Source organism: Pedobacter sp. AK013 (genome assembly GCF_014205835.1).
In the GTDB taxonomy this organism is placed as follows: domain Bacteria; phylum Bacteroidota; class Bacteroidia; order Sphingobacteriales; family Sphingobacteriaceae; genus Pedobacter.
The window spans coordinates 67326-86730 of record NZ_JACHCQ010000028.1 but is presented as its reverse complement, the minus strand read 5'-3'; the positions used below and the strand labels follow the sequence as shown (position 1 = coordinate 86730).

Sequence of the window (19405 nt, the reverse complement as noted above, 5' to 3'; positions counted from 1 at the left end):
TTATTAATCCTCTTCTTATCTAATCAGCGTTACTGTTCCTTTTCTCAATGATGTTGTTCCATTTGTGAATGTAATATCAACCATGTATACATATACTCCAATTGGTTGATTTACACCTTTAAAGGTTCCATCCCATCCATTTGCTACATTATCTGATTGGAATATCAATTGACCCCATTGTGTGTAAATACTCATTTTCGCACTTGATATGGTGTTACCATAGATTAAGAAGACATCATTCTTACCATCGTTATTCGGTGTAAATGCATTTGGTATGTAAACCTGATCTCCAAAAGGATTAGCTGCTTTACCCGTTACCGGAGTAGAATTTGCGCTGGTTTGGCACTCAAGCTGTCCTCTGGCCCTTACAATAATGGTTACACTTTGATCTGGTTTTAAGCCTGCAACTAAGTAGGTTGTTCCGGTTGATCCACTTGTTGGATTAACCCAGGTTAAACCGTTGTCTAACGAAACTTCGTATGCCGTAGCACCTGCAACCGCAGCCCATGCAAAGGTTACACTGTTTGGTGTTGTGTTTTGTACAACAACTACTGGTTTTTCTAATACCGGCAGTACATTAACTGTTACGCTTGTTCTTGTTGGACTTGCACAACCACCCACTGCTATTGCCTCTACATAATAGATTGTGGTAGCAGTTAAGTTTGGTGTAGTAAAGGTTATACCTTCTGCTAGGACAGAACCGCTAGAGCTTGAAGCATACCATCTATAAACTAATCCTGTTACCGGATTATTAACCGTTAATATAGTTGAGCTACCTGAACAAAGTGTTCCATTCGCAGCTGTTACTGATGCAGGTGCAACTGGTACTGGCAGTGCAATTACATTTACTGGTGTTCTAGATGATGAGATACAAGTTCCGTTTGCTCCTTCAACATAGTAAGTGATGTTTGCATTAACTGCAGGTGTTGTAAAGCTTACACCTGTTCCTACTAACGTTCCACCTACTGCTGTAGTGTACCAATTGTATGTTACACCTGTTTGAGGACTTGTTACTGTTAATACAGCTGAACTTCCCGTACAAACATTAACAGATGTTGCTGCTACTGTTGGCACTGTAGGTTTCGCATTTACAGTTACTGTTACTTTAACACGGCCACCGTTGTTGTTACAACCTCCTGTACCGATTGCTAAAATGTAGTAATCTGTTGAGGCACTTAAAGCGGTAGTATTGTATGTTGTACCAGTGAATAATAAATTACCCGCTACTGCTGCATTGTACCATTCGTAAGTAACCCCAACCTGTGCATTAGTTACAGTTAAGGTAGCACCATCGCCTGCGCATATACCTCCATTTGGAGCAGATACTACAGGGTTGTTTGGTGCAGCATTTACGGTAACAGCTACTGCTCTTGCGCCTGCGGCTGTATTTTCGCATTTATTATCGCCTTTAACGGTTACGTAATAAGTTGTACTGGCAGTTAATACTGGAGTGGTAAACACTGAACCAGTAAATACTACTGTGTTTAAAGTAGCGTCACTATACCAGGTAAATATTGGGTTCGTAACCGTTGTGCTTGTTGCGGCCAATGTTGCGGCTGTGCTTGCACAAACTGAAGTTGATCCATTTACAGTAATATCTGCTGCCACAGCACTTGGATTAACAGTAACTGTTATTGTTTTCGCATTAGCTGCAGTGTTTTCGCACTTGTTGGTTCCTCTAACAGTTACATAATAAGTTTTGGTAGCTGTTAATACAGGTGTGGTAAATATTGGCCCAGTAAAGGCTACACTTGTTAATGAAGCATCGTTATACCAGGTAAATACTGGATTAGTTACTGTTGTTGAGCTTGCATTGATTACTGCAGTTCCAGAACCACACACCTTAGCTGGAGTAGATAATGTAATATCGGCAGCTGTTGCAACTGCATTTACATTAACGGTAACTACTTTCGCATTTGCAGCAGAACTCTCACATCTGTTATCACCTTTTACAGTTAGGTAATATTTCGTGGTTGCAGTTAATGCTGGCGTGTTAAAGGTTGCTCCAGTAAATACCGGTGTGGTTAGCGCAGCATCGCTGTACCAGGTAAATATTGGATTGGTTACTGTTGTGGTACTGGCCACTAAGCTGGCCGATGATCCTGCACAAATTGTTGCGTCTGCTGCTGTAACATCAGTTGCCGAAGCTACCGAGTTAACTACAATGTTAACAGATTTAGCTGTAGCAGCACTGCTTTCACATTTGTTATCGCCTTTTACTGTTACGTAATAAGTGGTATTTGCCGTTAAAGTTGGCGTGGTAAATACGGCACCTACAAAAGCTACATTGGTTAGGGTTGCATTGGTGTACCAGGTAAATACAGGGTTAGTAACTGTTGTACTACTTGCTGTTAGTACGGCTGCAGATCCGCCGCAAATATTTGTCGATCCATTTACAACGATATCACTTGCAACTGCAATAGGATTAACTTTAATGGTTACCGCTACTGCATTTACCGCAGTGCTTTCGCATTTATTGGTTCCTTTAACAGTTACGTAATAAGTTGTAGTAGCTGTCAATACCGGTGTGGTAAATATTGGTCCGGTAAAGGCCACACTTGTTAATGAAGCATCATTATACCAGGTAAATACCGGATTAGTTACTGTGGTTGAGCTTGCATTGATTACAGCCGTACCCGATCCACATACCAGTGTTGGAGTAGATAATGTAATATCGGCAGCTGTTGCACTCTGGTTCACATTAACCGTTACCACTTTAGCTGTAATGCCAGAGTTTTCACATTTGTTATCGCCTTTAACTGTAACATAGTATTTAGTTGTTGCAGTTAATACAGGGGTAACGAATGACGTACCTACGTAAGCTACTGAAGTTAAAGCAGCATCGTTGTACCAGGTAAATGTTGGGTTGGTAACTGTTGTTGTACTTGCTACCAAGGTAGTACCAGAACCCGAGCAGATTGTTGCATCAGCAGCGGTTATGTCAGCAGCAGTAGAAACAGGGTTAACTGTTATCGTAATTACCCTGGCAGTACCTGGTGCATTCTCACATTTATTATCGCCTTTTACAGTTACATAATAAGTTGTGGTGCTGGTTAAGGCCGGTGTTGTATATGTTGCTCCAATGAAACTTACATTGGTTAAAGCTGCATCGCTATACCAGGTAAATACTGGATTAGTTACTGTTGGTGATGTTGCACTTAATACTGCCGATGATCCTCCGCAAGCAGTTGTGCTTCCGCTAAGAATAATATCAGTAGTAGTTGCCAACGGATTAACAGTTACTGTTACCGCCTTAGCATCTGCAGCACTGTTTTCGCATTTGTTGGCACCTTTAACACTTACATAATAAGTAGTGGTGGCAGTTAAACCAGTTACTGTGAAAGTTGGGCCGGTAAATACCACACTTGTTAATGATGCATCGCTATACCAGGTAAATACCGGTTGAGTAACCGTAGTACTCGAAGCCATTAACATTACGGTAGAACCTGAACAGATTTTAGCATTGCTTACGGCAATATCTGCAGATGTTGCGAAATCTTTAACTGTTACCGTAACAGCCTTAGCATTTGCAGCCAAACTCTCACATTTATTATCACCTCTTACGGTTACATAATAAGTAGTGGTTGCGCTAAGTGCAGGCGTAGTAAAGCTAGCACCTACATAAGCAACTGTGGTTAAAGCAGCATTGCTATACCAGGTAAATACAGGGTTAATTACTGTTGTTGTTGAGGCAGACAGTGCAGCTGTAGATCCTTTGCAGATAGCGGTAACACCATTAATGGCAATATCTGAATCAGTAGCAGCAGGATTAACCGTTATAGTAATCGATTTTGCACTTGCTGCTGTATTCTCACATTTATTATCGCCTTTAACAGTTACATAATAAGTGGTTGTTACATTAAGTGGAGGCGTAACAAAGTTAGCTCCTGTAAAAGCTACCGTAGTTAAAGCCGCATCACTGTACCAGGTAAATACCGGGTTGGTTACGGTTGTACTTGTTGCATTTAAAGTAACAGAAGAGCCACCACAGATGGTACTTGTTCCTGCTAAGTTAATATCAGCTGGGGTAGCAACTGGATTTACCGTTACAGTAACCTCTTTTGCATTACCTGCTGTATTTGCACATTTATTTGTTCCACTAACGGTAACATAGTATTTGGTAGTTGTGGTAATGGCTGGTGTATTAAATACTGCACCAACAAAAGCAACCTGTGTTAAAGCAGCATCACTGTACCAGGTAAATACTGGACTAGTTACTGTTGTACTCGCTGCCGTAAGTACTGCTGTACCAGAAGCACATAACGACGTTGTTCCAGTTACTGTTAAATCAGTAGCTAATGATGATGGATTAACAGTAATCGAAACTTTGGCACGTGTTGGGTTTGAACAACCTGTTCCACTTACCGCTTCAACGTAATAATCGTATGTTCCTGCGGCAAGTGATGCCGGTGTAGTAAAGCTACTATTGTTGGTTACCAACATGTTTCCACCAGAAGCAGCATCGTACCAGTTATAAGTAATACCTGCCACTGCCTGTACACTTAAGGTAGCAGTTGAGCCGATACAAGTTGTAACCGGGTTGGTTGTTGATGGAATCGGTACTACAGCTGGAGGTAAAATAGTTACCACTACTTTGGTTCCTAAGGTCTCGCAACCATTAGCTGTTGCCGTTACCGAATATGTATAAGTGCCCGCTGTTAAAGCTGGATCTGTTGTGAAAGTTGCTCCATCTTTTCCTGCCTGATAAGTTGAGCCTAAGTACCATTTGTACACTACGCCAGCTTGTGGGTTCTGTACATTTAATGTTGCAGATGAACCTTGACAAGCACTTGCTGTAGCAGCTGTAACTGTTGGTGTGGTGATTACACGCTGTGCATAATCTAAATTAACAGATGTTAATGCCCCTAAAAGACCTGAGCTCAATCTTAATTCAGCTCCATCAAATTTACTGGTTGGAACGAAAGTTAATATAGCAGATGTACCGCCAGATAATAATTTTAAGCTGATTAATGGGTTAGATATAGAAACCGCATCGTTATTGCTGGTAGTGCCTTGGAAAGTAGTTACCGTTAAGTTGTTTAACACCCCTACCGAAAGCAGTACGCCTGGGGTAGTAATTTTCACCCTTAGCGTATCTCCAACATTTGATAATCCTGTAAAACCAACCTGGTGATAAACAGATGCACCAAGTAATCCCACTGGGATAACCAAACTAGATCCGGTATTGATATCGTTATCAACTGCAAAAGTTGGGTTGTAAACTCCGGCCAATATTGCTACTCCAGTTACGCCACTCGCTACTGTTGTTGTAGCCGCTCCGCAAGGTGTAGTTACTGGCGTACCGTTAGGAATTACCGTAACCGTTACGGTTGCCCTGCTTGTAGCAGTACATCCTCCCGGAACAGTTGCTTCTACATAATATGTAGTAGTTGCGGTTAATTGTGGTGTTACATAAGTTTCGCCAGTAAATACCGGAATTACCCCATTTGCTGTAGTGTACCAGTTAATGGTTGCACCAGCTGTACTTGATGTTGCTTTTAATACCGCAACAGAACCCTCACTAATGGTAACTGATGGTGGTGTAATAACCGGAACATCAATGGTTCCCAATATAATTTTACCTTCTGTTCTGGTTGATGACGAACCACAGCTATTAACTGCTGCTACAAAATAACTGGTATTTGCAGTAATTAAAGGTGTTGTAAAATTATCGCCTGTAAATACTAAGTTTCCACCTGTTGCAGCATCATACCAGTTATAAGTTGTACCTACAATTGGATTTTTAACCTGGAAAGTAACAGATGTATTCGGACAAGTATTAACAGATGCTGATAATAGATCTGGTGCTACCGGTGCTGGGTTTGTAGTTACATTAACTACTGTTTTATAGCTCACACAACCAGTTGCAGAAACTGCGGCAACATAGAATTTAGTATCGCCTGTTAACACAGGTGTGGTAAATATGATACCGTCTTTACCGGTTAAATAAGTGCCTGTAGCATCGTACCATCTGTAAGTTAAACTGGCCGATGGATTGCTTACTTCAAGCTGGGCAGTCTGGCCCACACAAGCTGTAACGTTTGCTGATACTACAGTTGGTGCCACCAAAATACGTTGTGCGTAATTTAAGTTAATGGATGTTAAGGCACCCAATAAGCCAGAGTTTAACCTTACTTCTACCCCATCGAAAACATTCGTTGGTACAAAAGTGATCAGCGCCTGGGTATTACCGCTTAACAATTGAATATTGATTAAGTTATCGTTTAACAGATGCGAATCGCCATTGCTGTTGCTTCCAACATAAGTAGTAATTGAAGCGTTTCCTAATAATGAAAGGGATAACAGTTTTCCTGGCGACGAGACTAAAACACGTACGGTATCGCCAACTTTAGATAATGAACCAAAACCAACTCTCTGATAAACAGATGCACCAAGTGCTCCAACTGGCATTACCAATGAAGATGCAGTTTGTGTATCGTTATCAATAGCTAATGTTGGGTTAAATACGCCCGATAATAAAGCTACTCCCGTAACGCCACCAACTTGTGTGATTGCTGCCTCGCATGGTACAGGATTTGGAGATCCATTTCCATCAACGGTGATGGTAACCTGAACTCGGCTTGCTGAAGTACAACCATTAGTAGAAACAGATTCTACATAATAAGTTGTAGTAGCCAATAGTGGTGGTGTAACATAAGTAGCACCTACATAAACAGGAGTAGTTGATGTGTTAGAAGTATACCAATTGAAAGTATTGGTTGGATCTGCTGAACTAGCCGTTAAAATTGCAGTTTGTCCAGCGCTTACTGTTGATGAACTTGCAGTTACTACAGGTAAAACCGGGCGAGGATTTACAGATACAGCCGCAGCTGCACGTGCAGCGCTTGTACAGTTTCCTTGAGAAGCCTCCACATAGTAAGTAGTAGCCGCTGTTAATGCTGGTGTTGGGAATACTGCGCCTGTGAAAACCAGGTTTCCACCTACTGCAGCATCATACCATTTATAAGTTACTGCAGCATCTGGGTTAGCAACCGATAAAGTTGCTGATGATCCCTCGCAAACATTGGCAATTGTTGCCAATACTGGCGTTGGTAATGCCGGGGTAACCGTTACTGTTACCGGAACTCTTGTTGTGTTCGGGCAACCTGCTTTGCTTACCTGGATATAATAAGTTGTAGTAGCCGTTAAAGCTGGTGTAGTAAATGTTTCGCCAGCGGCCAATTGCGTACCACCAGTTGCGGCATCGTACCAGGCTAATGTTGTACCACCATTTGCTGTTGCAGTTAAAGTTGCTGTACTTCCGGCACAGATGGTTTGTGCACCTGCAGTTACCGTTGGGTTAGGATAAATTACAGTTGCGCCATAAACATCCAAGCTAGTTAAAACTGTAGCTAATGCGCCGAAGCTAACCTGAACCCTATCGTATGCACCACCTGCCAATACAGTTGCAGTGAAACGGTTACCTGATAACAACCGCAGATTTAATAGTCCGCCGTTTAGCTGTACTGTTTTTACAACTGTAGTACCATTTAATACAGTAACTGTTACATTGTTTAATAAACCAACATCTGCTAAACCGGTTGGCAATGCTAAGTCTAAACGAATACTATCTGTAGCGGTTCCAGCAGTAGGAAAAATTAATTGTTGGTAACCCGATCCGCCTACACCTACTGCAAGAGATATTCTGGTAAAGTTAGAAGGATCAGCATCAGTAGAATTTCCAGCGCCGGTTATACCGCACAATAAACAAATTCCGTTTATGCCAGAGTTTTGTGAATTAGCAGCGTTACATGGAGTACCGCTACCATTATTTAATACGGTAACCGTTACTGGTACACGACTTGCACTTTTACAACCACTTGCATTTGTAGTTTCTACATAATAAGTTGTAGTTGCCGATAATGTTGGTGTAGTAAATGAAGTACCTGCACCTACCTGTGTTCCGCCTGTAGCAGCATCGTACCATTGAATGGTATTTCCAGCATCAGCTGTTGCCAATAAAGTAGTAGACTGTCCGGCGTTAATTACCTGGCTGTTGGTGGTTACCGTCGCTGCTGTTGCTGGTGGGTTAACCGAAACATTAACTGCAGTTCTTGAACTTACAGCCGTTCCAGATACTGCCTCAACATAAAATACTGTTGGAGCAGTTACAGCAGGCGTTACAAAAACACCTGTATTATTCGTAACCAATGGTGTACTTCCTGTAGAAGCATACCAATTATATGTTACACCAGCTTGCAAATTGCTAACGCTTAATGTAGCTGGGCTTCCAGAACATACTGTAGCTGCAGCAACCACTGGAGCATCAACCGTTACAGTTAAGCTATAAGCTGTTGTTGCTTTATTTCCGTTTGCATCTGTTGCAGTTAAAGAGATGGTAAAAGTTCCACCTAAAGTTGGTGTTCCCGTAATTTCCCTTGTCGCCGTATTAAAACTCAATCCTGGAGGAAGGTTTGTAGCTAAATAAGTATATGGCGCTGTTCCACCCGTTACCGCTGGCAGAGTTTGCGTTGGGTAAGGTGTGCCTACAGTGCCGTTTGGTAAAGTTGCACCAGGTAATGATAATACCCCTATTACTTTAAGTGCATAAGTATTACTTGCTGTTCTGCCTTCACTATCAGTTGCAGTTACACCAATCGAATAATTACCAGCTTGCGTAGGTGTGCCTGAAATTCCCCTTGTTGCCGGATCAAAAGTTAATCCTGCAGGAAGATTAGTTGCTACATAAGTATATGGGCCAACACCACCAGTTGCCGAAGGCAAAGTTTGGGTAGCGTAAACTGTTCCTTCTGTTCCATCAGGCAAGGTTGCTGCTGGTAACAACAAAGGGTCAACCACTACAATTGTATAATTGTTGGTTGCTGTTTTTCCGTCAGCATCAGTAACCGTAACCGGTACAGTAAATGTTCCAGCTTGTGTTGGTGTTCCCGAAATTGCTCTCGTAGCCGGATCAAAAGTTAATCCTGGAGGAAGACCAGTGGCGGCATAAGTATAAGGTGTTGATCCACCTGTTGCAGAAGGAATAGTTTGTGTAGGATAAACAGTTCCTGTAGTTCCATTAGCTAAAGTTGCCGCTGGTAAAACCAAAGGATCAGTTACTTTAAGGGTATAGTTAGCTGTAATGGTATTGCCATTAGCATCTGTTACGGTTACCGGAATAGTAAAGGTTCCGATTTGTGTTGGCGTACCAGTGATTTCTCTTGTTGCCGGATTAAAGGTCAATCCTGGAGGAAGGCCCGTAGCCGAATAAGTATATGGACCTGTTCCGCCTGTTGCAGCTGGAATTCCATTTGTAGTATAAGGAGTGCCTGTTATACCATTAGGCAATGCTCCAGGAGCTAAAGTTAAAGCAGGCGTTACGGTTAATGTAAAAGTTGAAGTTGTGCTACAGCCTTTAGTATCGGTTACCACAACATCGAACGTTGGGCTACCAGTTGCAGTTGGTGTTCCGCTTACCAATCCACTTGATGATAAAGTTAAACCAGCTGGTAAAGTACTACCAGCGGCTAAAGTATAAGTATACCCTGGTGTACCGCCCGTAGCTACAGGAAGCTGTTTGCTATAAGGAGATGCAATTGTTGCATTGGTTAACGTTGTACCTGCAAATACAATTACCGGATTAACGGTAATAACCACCGGAACCCTTGTTGTATTTGAACAAGTTCCCTTAGTTACCTGAACATAGTAAGTTGTTGTTGTTGTTAATGCTGGCGTAGTGAAGGTTGCTCCTGTACCCACCTGCGTTCCACCTGTTGGTGCATCGAACCAGGTTAAGGTTGTACCACCGTTTGCGGTTGCACTTAATGTTGCTGTACTGCCTGCACAAATAGATTGGGCACCAGCAATAAATGTTGGATTAGGATAAACTACGGTTGCACCATAAATATCTAAACTAGTTAAAGCAGAAACTAATGCACCAAAGCTAACCTGAACCCTATCATATGCACCACCTGCTAAAACAGTTGCAGCAAAACGGTTACCCGATAAAAGTTGAAGACTTAATAATCCACCACTCAATTGTACTGTTCTTACTACCGTAGTACCATTTAATACAGTTACGGTTACATTGTTTAAAAGACCAACATCGGCTAAACCGGTTGGTAAAGCTAAATCTAAGCGGATGCTATCAGTAGCAACACCTGTAGATGGGAAAATTAATTGTTGGTAACCTGTTGCCGCAACACCTACAGCAAGAGAAATCCTGGTGAAGTTGTTCGCATCAGCATCAGTTGAATTACCTGCACCATTTATACCACATAATAAACAGATACCATTAATACCTGTATTCTGGCTATTAGCTGCATTACAAGCGGTTGCACCTCCACCATTAATTACGGTTACAGTTACAGGAACGCGGCTTGCGCTTTTACAGCCATTGCTGCTTGTTGTTTCTATATAGTAAATTTTGGTTGCTGTTAAAGCTGGTGTAGTAAATGATGTTCCTGTCCCAACTTGTGTTCCTGCTGTTGCGGCATCAAACCAGGCGATGGTATTTCCGGCATCAGCCGTTGCAGTTAATGTTGTGGTTTGTCCTGAATTGATTACCTGGTTGTTCGTTGTAACCGTAGCTAAGGTTGCAGGCGGGTTAACCGAAACACTAACTGATGTTCTCGAACTAATTGCTGTTCCAGAAACAGCCTCAACATAAAACACCGTTGCCGAATTTACAACAGGTGTTACAAAAGTACCATTGTTACCGGTTGCTAATGGAGTGCTTCCTGTTGATGCATACCAGTTATAGGTTACACCAGCCTGAAGGTTGCTTACTGTTAAAGTAGCAGTGCTTCCGGTACATACTGTAGCTGAAGCCACAACCGGAGCATTAACCGTTACAGTTATTGTATAAGTGGTAGTTGCTTTATTATTGTTAGCATCTGTAGCTGTTACAGAAACATTATAGGTACCACCTTGTGTTGGTGTTCCGGTAATTTCTCTTGTAGTTGGGTTAAACGATAACCCTGGAGGAAGATTCGTAGCTGCATAAGTATATGGAGAAGTGCCGCCAGTTACCGCAGGTAAAGTTTGTACCGGATAAGCAGTACCGACAATTCCGTTAGGTAAAGTTTTAGTTGGCAAGGTTAATGTACCATTTACTTTGATTGGATAAGTGTTGCTTGCTGTTTTACCTTGACTATCGGTAACCGTAACATTTATCGAATAATTACCTGCTTGGGTTGGTGTACCAGTAACTTCTCTTGTTGTTGGATTAAATGATAATCCTGCAGGAAGATCAGTGGCTACATAAGTATAAGGACCAACACCGCCTGTTGCAGCTGGTAGAACTTGTGTAGCGTATGCTACGTTTTCTGTTCCATCTGGCAAAGTTGCCGCTGGCAATACCAATGGGTTATTTATGGTAATGCTATAATTTGTAGTTACCGTTTTTCCATCAGCATCTGTAACCGTAACTGGTACGGTATAAGTTCCTGGTGTTGTTGGTGTACCAGTAATGGCTCTGGTTGATGGATTAAAAGTTAAACCTGGAGGAAGACCTGTTGCCGAATAAGTATAAGGCGTTGTTCCACCGGTTGCACTAGGAATAATCTGCGTTGGATAAGCTGTTCCCGTAGTACCATCAGCCAGAGTAGCTGTAGGCAATAATAAAGGATCAGTAATTTTTATGGTATAGTTTGAAGTAATGGTATTACCGTTTGCATCAACAACAGTAACTGGTATAGTATATATGCCAGGTTGCGTTGGTGTTCCGGTAATTTCTCTTGTTGTTGGATTAAAAGTTAAGCCTGGAGGAACACCGGTTGCAGTATAGGTATACGGCCCTGTTCCACCAGTTGCTGCAGGAATAGTCTGCGTTGGATAAACCGTTCCCGTTAAACCGTCAGGAAGTGCACCTGGCGTAAGCACCAATGAAGCTGTTACCGTTAAACTATAAGTTGCAGTTGCCTTACAACCTTTACTATCAGTGGCCACAACATCAAATGTTGAATTACCAGTTACAGTTGGTGTTCCTGTAATAGCACCGGCTGATGATAAAGTTAAACCTGCTGGTAAGGCACTGCCCGCAGCCAAAGCATAAGTATAACCTGCCGTTCCACCTGTGGCTACATCCAATTGTTTAGCGTAGGCAAAACCCGGTGTGGCGTTAGGTAATGTTGCACCATTAAAAATAATTTGTGGGTTAACTGTAATTACAACAGGAACCCTTGTTGATTCGGCTGTACAACCTAGTCTTCTGGCCGCAACGTAATAAGTTTTAGTAGCGGTTAATGCAGGTGTAGTAAAAGTACCATTAAAAGCAACTGTTTGTAATGCTGTTCCTCCTTCTACCGCATCGTACCAAATAAGCTCGTTGGTATTGGGTGTAGTTGCGTTTAAAGCTACTGTGCTATTATAACAAGCAGCAATTGCACTGCTTGCTGGCGTTGGCCTGCCCGCAGAGCGGATTACACCATAAACATTAAGGGTTTGTGTAAGGTTTAAAGTAACTACCGAACCTAGTGTTACCTTCACCCTGTCGTATACTACATTTGCACCCGGAGAAAAAGGTATCGACACCGGTTGTCCGCTATTCAGTAAGCCGAGTAAATCTAGATTTAACACTGTTGGAACTGACCCGGTATATACCTGAGTACCGCCATTGTATGCTGTTATTGAAATATTTTGTAAAAGCCCGGCCGTTAACAATGCAGGAGAAGAGCTGATTCTCAGGTTAATATCATCACCAGGATTTGATGGCGTTGCAAAATAAAAATTTTGACTAATGGACGAAGCCACGCCAAGTACACCTAAACTGAGTTGAGAATAATTGTTTGGATCCGAATCAATTGCCCTTTCACTATTGGTTACACCAGAACTACCCAATTGCAAGGCATCGAGTGTAATACCAGTACCTTCATATCCTGTGGTAAGTGCCTGTGCACAAGGGTCGGTTCCGGAAGTATAATATGAGTAGTAAACCTTTGTGCTATTGGCAACTGAAAGCAAAAGCGCATTGGTTACATCTTTTATAAACACTCTATCGTAAGCCTGTGTGGGGGTTATTGCAATGTAAAAGAAACCATTTGCATCTTTTACTAGTCGTAAATTATCTGAAGAAAATCCGTCTACACTATTTCCACCTGTTGGGGGTACTGCAGTAGCACCGTTTCTGGCACCAACCTGGAACGAATGGTTTCCAAGAATTACTGTTCCGCCTACATTAGCAAGTAAAGTACCCAAACTACCACCCAATAACCTGTTTAGGATATCTCCATCAAAATCTATCCTGATATAGGAGGTAACTCCCGCAGCAACCGAAGCCGGATATTTTAATTCCAGCTCGCCACTAAACGACCCTATACCAACAGCAATTCCGCCATACGAATTAACTGTAGCAAAGCTATTGTTGTTTAATGTTGCATTTGTTGCATTATCAACATGATCCGATTTAGTAACAGTATTTGCAAAAATTTTAGTTTGCGCATACGATTTAGCGGAGAAGAGCGTTAATACAATGATGATTGCAATACAAGCATTGCGAATTATCCCTGTTCGGGACGAGAAAGTATGAGTTTTCATCATGTCAGGCGTTATTTAGGAGACTTACTATGTGGTAATGCCGCTTTTTGGTAAATGTTTTTAGGCGCATTATATAACTATGACAAATCTAAATCTAGAATAGCATCCTATCCTATCCATTGCTATTCATTTTTATGCATTCCTTTTTATTCATTTTATTCATACAGAGCTTTCTTTATGAATAGATTTCCTCAATTGTGAAATTATGATGACATTAGCGCTAGTCATCCCATCTGTTAATTAATGAATGCTAACGATCTCCTTATCGAACTCAGGAAGTTTGTCCTTATAAAATCTGGTTTGAGAAATATCGACCCAGCACATTGTAAGATTATTTCTGAATATGTATTTCAAGAAACCAAAAATTATGTAAGCGAAACGACCATCAAGCGATTTTTTGGCTTTGCAAACACTTTACATAAATTCTCTTTATTTACTTTAAATAGCCTGTCGCAATATATAGGCTATAACGATTGGGACTCATTTTGTAAAGACAAAGAAAATCAGACGATCTCTGTTCAAAGTATCTGGCAGGATTTAAAGCTAAAAGCGCATGCCATTACAGAAGTATCGTTAATTGCCAGTAAAAATAATTCTGGAGTTCCATTTAATGCCACTGCCAATAGAAGTTTTTTTTACCCAGATTTTGATTATTTCTTAAAAAACAATTATCAGTTTACAACCATAAGTGCGCAGCCAGGTCAGGGTAAATCGATATTACTTGCACACATGGTAGAGTATTTTTTCTTTTCAGAAAATGCCCTCTACAAAAACGATATTGTTTTATTGGTTAACTCAACCAGTATTAATACTATTATCCAAAATGGAAATACGTTAAAAGAATGGTTTTTAAAAGAATTTAAATTCGGAAGCCTTACCGAGTTAATCAGCTTTTTTAAAAAAAATCCTGAAAAGAGAGAGGGGCGTTTTACTATTATTGTTGATGGTATTGATGAACACTTAGCAAGAAGTAATTATTTTAAAACCTTTATCGACTTTTTATATAGTATTGAAGAAAACAATTTTGTTAAACTCGTATTTGGATTGCGGACTGATAGCTGGATCAATCTTCAGCCTGCTATTTATGGTTCTGCATCTTTAACTAAAGCCTGGTATACGGGCTTATTTTATGATGAGGAAACCCTAAGTAATGTACCATCCTTAAATGTTGATGAGGTACTCTATACCTTAAGTCATATAGAAAATAAAATAATAAACCGGGCAGACGTAAGTCTGCCCCTGTTAACCCAGTTTAAAACACCATTCTGGTTACAGGTTTATTTCAAACTCAAAGATGAGTATCACCATCTTGAGCTGAATAATCCCTTATTATGTTATGAATTAATTAGCTATTTCTTAGAAAAGCGTGTATTTCTGGCAAAAAAAAGCACCGAAAAAATATTTCTCCTCAAAAAAATAAGCGATTGTATTTCAGAAGGAAACAAAAAACTAAGGGTTGCTAAAGAAAAAATTCTGAGCTATATCAATTGTTATCCCGATGCATACGAAGAACTTTTACATGCAGGCATTATCATCGAGGAAAAAAGGTTAAGTACAACCATTCCTACAGAAATTGTCCGTTTTTTAAACGATGATATTTATACATATTTTCTATTTATACAGATCACAGATAAATTTGAATATAGGCCTTGTAAATCATTTTTCGAGCACATCTTAAACAGTTTCCCTGGTCAAACCTCCCGAAGAGATCATGTTCTTAACTGGTCGATCAGATTCTGTATCAACCGGAACGAAATTGCTGCTTTAAAAAACATTTTCAGACTGCCATTTTCCAACCGTGAAAAAAACAGTGCTTTCGATTTTATCTGTTATGTATCGAAATATGAGCTGGGCAAACCCAATTCCAACTTCAATAAATTGAGCATTGGTATCGATTTTATCGACATTATGGCTACAGGGCGAACCATGAGCAGCCTGTATAAAGAAACCATCAAAACCATATCGGAGAATGTACTGAATGAAGACATTCAGATTATGCTGCACGTAATAGAATGTAATGTTAATCTTATTGATGTAGATAAAGTGGCCTTAGGTAATACTATGCAGCTGTTAAAGAGAAATTATAAAAGATTAAACGAACTCTTTCCTATCAACCCTTACGATTTACTCCTTTATTTTCACAATAACCTGATTAACAAACCTAACGAGAGCAAAAGCCTTGAAGATAAAATAATAAAGCTCTGCCAGGAGATAGATCAGAGTAAACCACAAAAAAACGAAGAAATCACCTCTGCCGAAATACTCTCTTACCGATTGGTACTGATTACTTTATTTTCTCAAAAAAATTATGCAGAATGCCATCGTTTTATTATGGCTATACTGACTAAATATCCCAACATCTTTTACGTAAGACATTCGGTTTTCTCTCCTTTTTTATTGCTTCACTTGGGTCAGACCTACATCAAACTCAACTATTTTAAAAAGGCGCAGCGCATTATACAGTTTGTAGATAAAATCATCAGCAGCGATTACACCTATTATACCAATTTTATATCGGCCAGCTTTAGTATGTTTAAAGCCAACTTTTACAACGCCACAAATAATTACGAACAAGCGCTTATAGAAACTAATATTGGTTTGGATATTACTAAAAAGAATGATTTTAAGATATTCGAAATAGCCTTATTATTAAGTAAGATCGATATCCTAAAGCATACCGAAGAATCGGAAGAAGTATCAAATGTGATTAAAGAACTGCTAAACTTTTTAACGGTATATAAACTCTCCATGCCCGATTACTCTAACCTAAGCAGCCATGAGTTTGAGCATACGTTTAAGATCTTAAAATCTTATCGCCGGCATCAAAACCTATAAAAAGAGGTTGTATTTTTAAATTCGATTGGTCTTGGTTACATTAAGCAGTTTTTAGGGTTTTCCGGGTGCAGAAACCCTTGTTCCTAAACCCGGTCAAAGTGAACAAAAAGTTACACCGGAGTAAAGCGGGATTGAAGCGTCAAAAAACCACAGATCGCTCATTTCCTAATACTAAAAAACTTTCTCCAATTTGGAGCGCAGCGTCTGTACTAAACACTCAGCTTCTTCCCGTTTTTCGCTTATACGCTTCGCTGCCTCGTGCCTCGTTGCTGTAGGGTAACGCTGCAACCGGGGCTAGGTGGCCACAGCAGTATTTCATTTGTGGGGTTGCTGGGTGCAAAAACCCTTGTTCCTAAACCCGTATTCTATGTAAAGCCCGAATCCCGTTTTTTTCAATCGGGAGAGGAATGAAATGAAAAGCGGGGCCTACGCTGCCAAGAACCACAGGCCGCACTTTTCCTAATACTAAAAAACTTTCTCCAATTTGGAGCGCGGCGCCTGTTAAAAAATAAGCCCGTCCGTTTACCCAATCAATACTATTTTATTTAATCAGATTATAAAGCTCATCCAACTTAGGCGAAAGTACAATCTCTATCCTTCTGTTTTTGCTTCTTCCGTCTACATTTGCGTTGGTACCCAAGGGTTGAAATTCGCCCTTACCTGTGGCCGTCATCCTTACACTTTCTACCTTCTCGTTCTCTGTTAAATAACGTACAACAGAAGTAGCCCTTAACACACTTAAGTCCCAGTTATCTTTAATCTGCCCCAGGTTATTTATTTTCTGGTTATCGGTATGGCCCTCAACTGCAATATTAATTTCGGGCTGCTGTTTTAGTACATTTGCCAATTGGGTAAGGGCCTGTTTTCCTTTTTCATCAATAATGATACTTCCCGAAGGGAACAACAGTTTGTCGGTTAGCGAAACATAAACTTTGCCGTTTTTAATCTCTACTGTTAAACCGCTTTTGGTGAAACCCAATAAGGCCTGCTGCAGTTTTTCTTTGAGTGAATTGGTAGCCTCATCACGTTTGCGCAACACTTCTTCTACCTCTTTTAAACGTTTCTCGCGGGCAGCTAAATCGCCTGATAGTTTGGTAATTTCTGTTGAAGAATTGTTTTTAAGTTTTTTATAATTTGCATCAACGGTATTGTAACTATTTTGCAGGTCGCGAAGTTCTTCAGCCATTAAGGTAGTATCTTTTTTAAGCTTACTTATCTCCTTTTCTAGGTTTTCGATCTTAATTAAACCCTCATTAAAAGCAGTATAAAGCGAATCTTTAGTCCCCAACAAGGCTTTGTACTTTTTAGGCGATAATACCACACAAGAAGTTAGGGAAGAAAAAAAGAGGAGAACGGCAAAGGCTAGAAAGGTATTTTTCATGTTTAAAGTTTCAAGAGTTTAGTAGCAAGTGTTAAGTAGCAAGTATCGAGAGATTATTATGTTTGAAAACTGTCATTGCTACTTGGTTATTGCTATTTGGTCATTGGTTATTAATTAATTATTGTTCTATTGCGTTCCGTAAAAATGCAACTAAAGGTTGTACTGTTTTAAAAGAACTTATCAACTTATTAACGAGGTTTGGTTTTAAAAATTCTTCATCATTGATTTTTGTGGTGGCCTCGAAGCTTTTCAACTTTAAAAATTCGATATTCGGATCTGCGGGATCATATCCCTTAGGTGCATTTTTAAGTGCATTATCAACACCCAGTTTAAAGTTTTTCTTAAAGTCTGCGTTATTAATAATTTCTTTAAAATCGCTTATATTATAATCAATCTCTTGTCTGATCAGTTTTAAATGCGGCGCCTCTGGCATCCAGTATCCACCGGCAATAAAGCTTTTCTCCGGTTGAATATGCAGATAATAACCAGGCTCATTTCCACCTTTTTTAGTAGAGAACCATATACCGAAATTATTTTTATAAGGGTCCTTGTTTTTACTGAAGCGCACATCGCGGTAAATGCGCAAAAGACATTTCTTTGGATCCATTTCTGCCGGAAACATTGGGTCTACTTTAGCCAATTCTGGGATAATACTGGCTACAAGTTCAAGTACATCAGCCTTTGCATTTTCATAAACTTCTTTGTTGGCCGCAAACCATTCTCGGTTGTTATTTTCGGCAACGTTTTTTATAAAGTTTAAGGTTTCTTTTTTTAACATATCTTGAGATTCATTCGTTCAAGGGTCATCAGTTCATTGGTAATTGTAAACTGCAAATTGGTTCATTGTTTAATCGTTGCCAAATGCTTATCGCTAAGTGCCAAACCAACAGTTAACCGATTTACACAGTTTAAACCGTTAACCTAATTCTTATCGTAATATGGTTTATACTTAATATTCGGAGATAAAACATGAAGTAGTATAATTCTCGAATAGCGATAGTTAAACGGATACAGGATAAAACAACCTGCAAAAATAACGATCAGATAAGGCCAGAAAGTTTCATCAGTAAGCGGTCCGAAAATTAAGTAGGTGATAAAACTGGCTATTAGCATCTCTATCACATTCATGGCATAGCTCACATACATGGCAGCGTAAAAATAACCAGGTTCAATTTCAATCCGCTGCGCGCAATGTCCGCAAATTTCTTTGGTATGCTGTATATTCCAGCCATACATACTACCCGTAAAAATATCCCCCCTACGACAATGCGGACATTTACAATGCACAATGGCGTAAACCTTTGAGGTAGTTTGATCAGACATGCTTTTAATTTAAATTAAAAGGTTCTTTTTTCATATTGAGGTGAATGTTTTTTTTGCGGTACTTTTTATACCATACCACACCTACAATAACAGCCATTAAATAAGGAAGAGATAAAAGATACAATACGCCCGTATTTAAACCTGCTGTTTGTGTATTCCCATTTTTAACACCTTGCTCGGCATTAATGGTACACATAGAACATTGGGCATTAACATTAGGGCTTATTGTAAATGTTAGCACCAATACAAACAGGATAAAAATTGCTTTCTTCTTCATGGGTTACAAATATAAGCATAAACGGTTGGAGGGGTTTAAAAATTATGTCATAAAAAAACCCTTGCTTTTTACAGCAAGGGTTACGGGAGAGATGGATTAAAATTTAGATTCTA

Annotated in this window: 6 protein-coding genes; 1 reads left to right on the top strand and 5 read right to left on the bottom strand. The window is 40.0% G+C overall.

Going from position 1 to position 19405, the window contains the following annotated elements; translation table 11 throughout:
* Positions 1–15: 15 nt before the first annotated feature.
* Positions 16–13479 carry a putative Ig domain-containing protein gene (locus HDC90_RS18145; RefSeq protein ID WP_184468931.1) on the bottom strand — a complete coding sequence of 4488 codons (13464 nt, stop codon included), beginning with the start codon at positions 13477–13479 and terminating at the stop codon, positions 16–18.
* 240 nt (positions 13480–13719) lie between these two features.
* On the opposite strand from HDC90_RS18145, the gene HDC90_RS18140 reads away from it, so the two are divergent.
* Positions 13720–16311 carry a hypothetical protein gene (locus tag HDC90_RS18140; protein ID WP_184468929.1) on the top strand — a complete coding sequence of 864 codons (2592 nt, stop codon included), beginning with the start codon at positions 13720–13722 and terminating at the stop codon, positions 16309–16311.
* Positions 16312–16852: 541 nt separating this feature from the next.
* Here HDC90_RS18140 and HDC90_RS18135 read toward each other — a convergent pair.
* From HDC90_RS18135 to HDC90_RS18120, 4 genes are all read right to left on the bottom strand, one after another.
* Positions 16853–17692, bottom strand: a complete 840-nt coding sequence (locus HDC90_RS18135) for a flagellar motor protein MotB (protein ID WP_184468927.1) — start codon at positions 17690–17692, stop codon at positions 16853–16855.
* Positions 17693–17810: 118 nt separating this feature from the next.
* Positions 17811–18470 carry a DUF2461 domain-containing protein gene (locus tag HDC90_RS18130; RefSeq protein ID WP_184468925.1) on the bottom strand — a complete coding sequence of 220 codons (660 nt, stop codon included), beginning with the start codon at positions 18468–18470 and terminating at the stop codon, positions 17811–17813.
* A 143-nt stretch (positions 18471–18613) separates the two neighbouring features.
* Complete coding sequence (locus HDC90_RS18125; protein ID WP_184468923.1) at positions 18614–19015, bottom strand: DUF983 domain-containing protein; 402 nt, start codon at positions 19013–19015, stop codon at positions 18614–18616.
* A gap of 4 nt (positions 19016–19019) precedes the next feature.
* Positions 19020–19292: a hypothetical protein gene (locus HDC90_RS18120; RefSeq protein WP_184468922.1), complete on the bottom strand. Its 273-nt coding sequence runs from the start codon at positions 19290–19292 to the stop codon at positions 19020–19022.
* Positions 19293–19405: the final 113 nt, after the last annotated feature.

Excerpts from the sequence above, each read along its gene's own strand:
- HDC90_RS18145 (WP_184468931.1), bottom strand. The coding sequence starts at position 13,479 with ATGATGAAAACTCATACTTTCTCGTCCCGAACAGGGATAATTCGCAAT.
- HDC90_RS18140 (WP_184468929.1), top strand. The coding sequence starts at position 13,720 with ATGAATGCTAACGATCTCCTTATCGAACTCAGGAAGTTTGTCCTTATA.
- HDC90_RS18135 (WP_184468927.1), bottom strand. The coding sequence starts at position 17,692 with ATGAAAAATACCTTTCTAGCCTTTGCCGTTCTCCTCTTTTTTTCTTCC.
- HDC90_RS18130 (WP_184468925.1), bottom strand. The coding sequence starts at position 18,470 with ATGTTAAAAAAAGAAACCTTAAACTTTATAAAAAACGTTGCCGAAAAT.
- HDC90_RS18125 (WP_184468923.1), bottom strand. The coding sequence starts at position 19,015 with ATGTCTGATCAAACTACCTCAAAGGTTTACGCCATTGTGCATTGTAAA.
- HDC90_RS18120 (WP_184468922.1), bottom strand. The coding sequence starts at position 19,292 with ATGAAGAAGAAAGCAATTTTTATCCTGTTTGTATTGGTGCTAACATTT.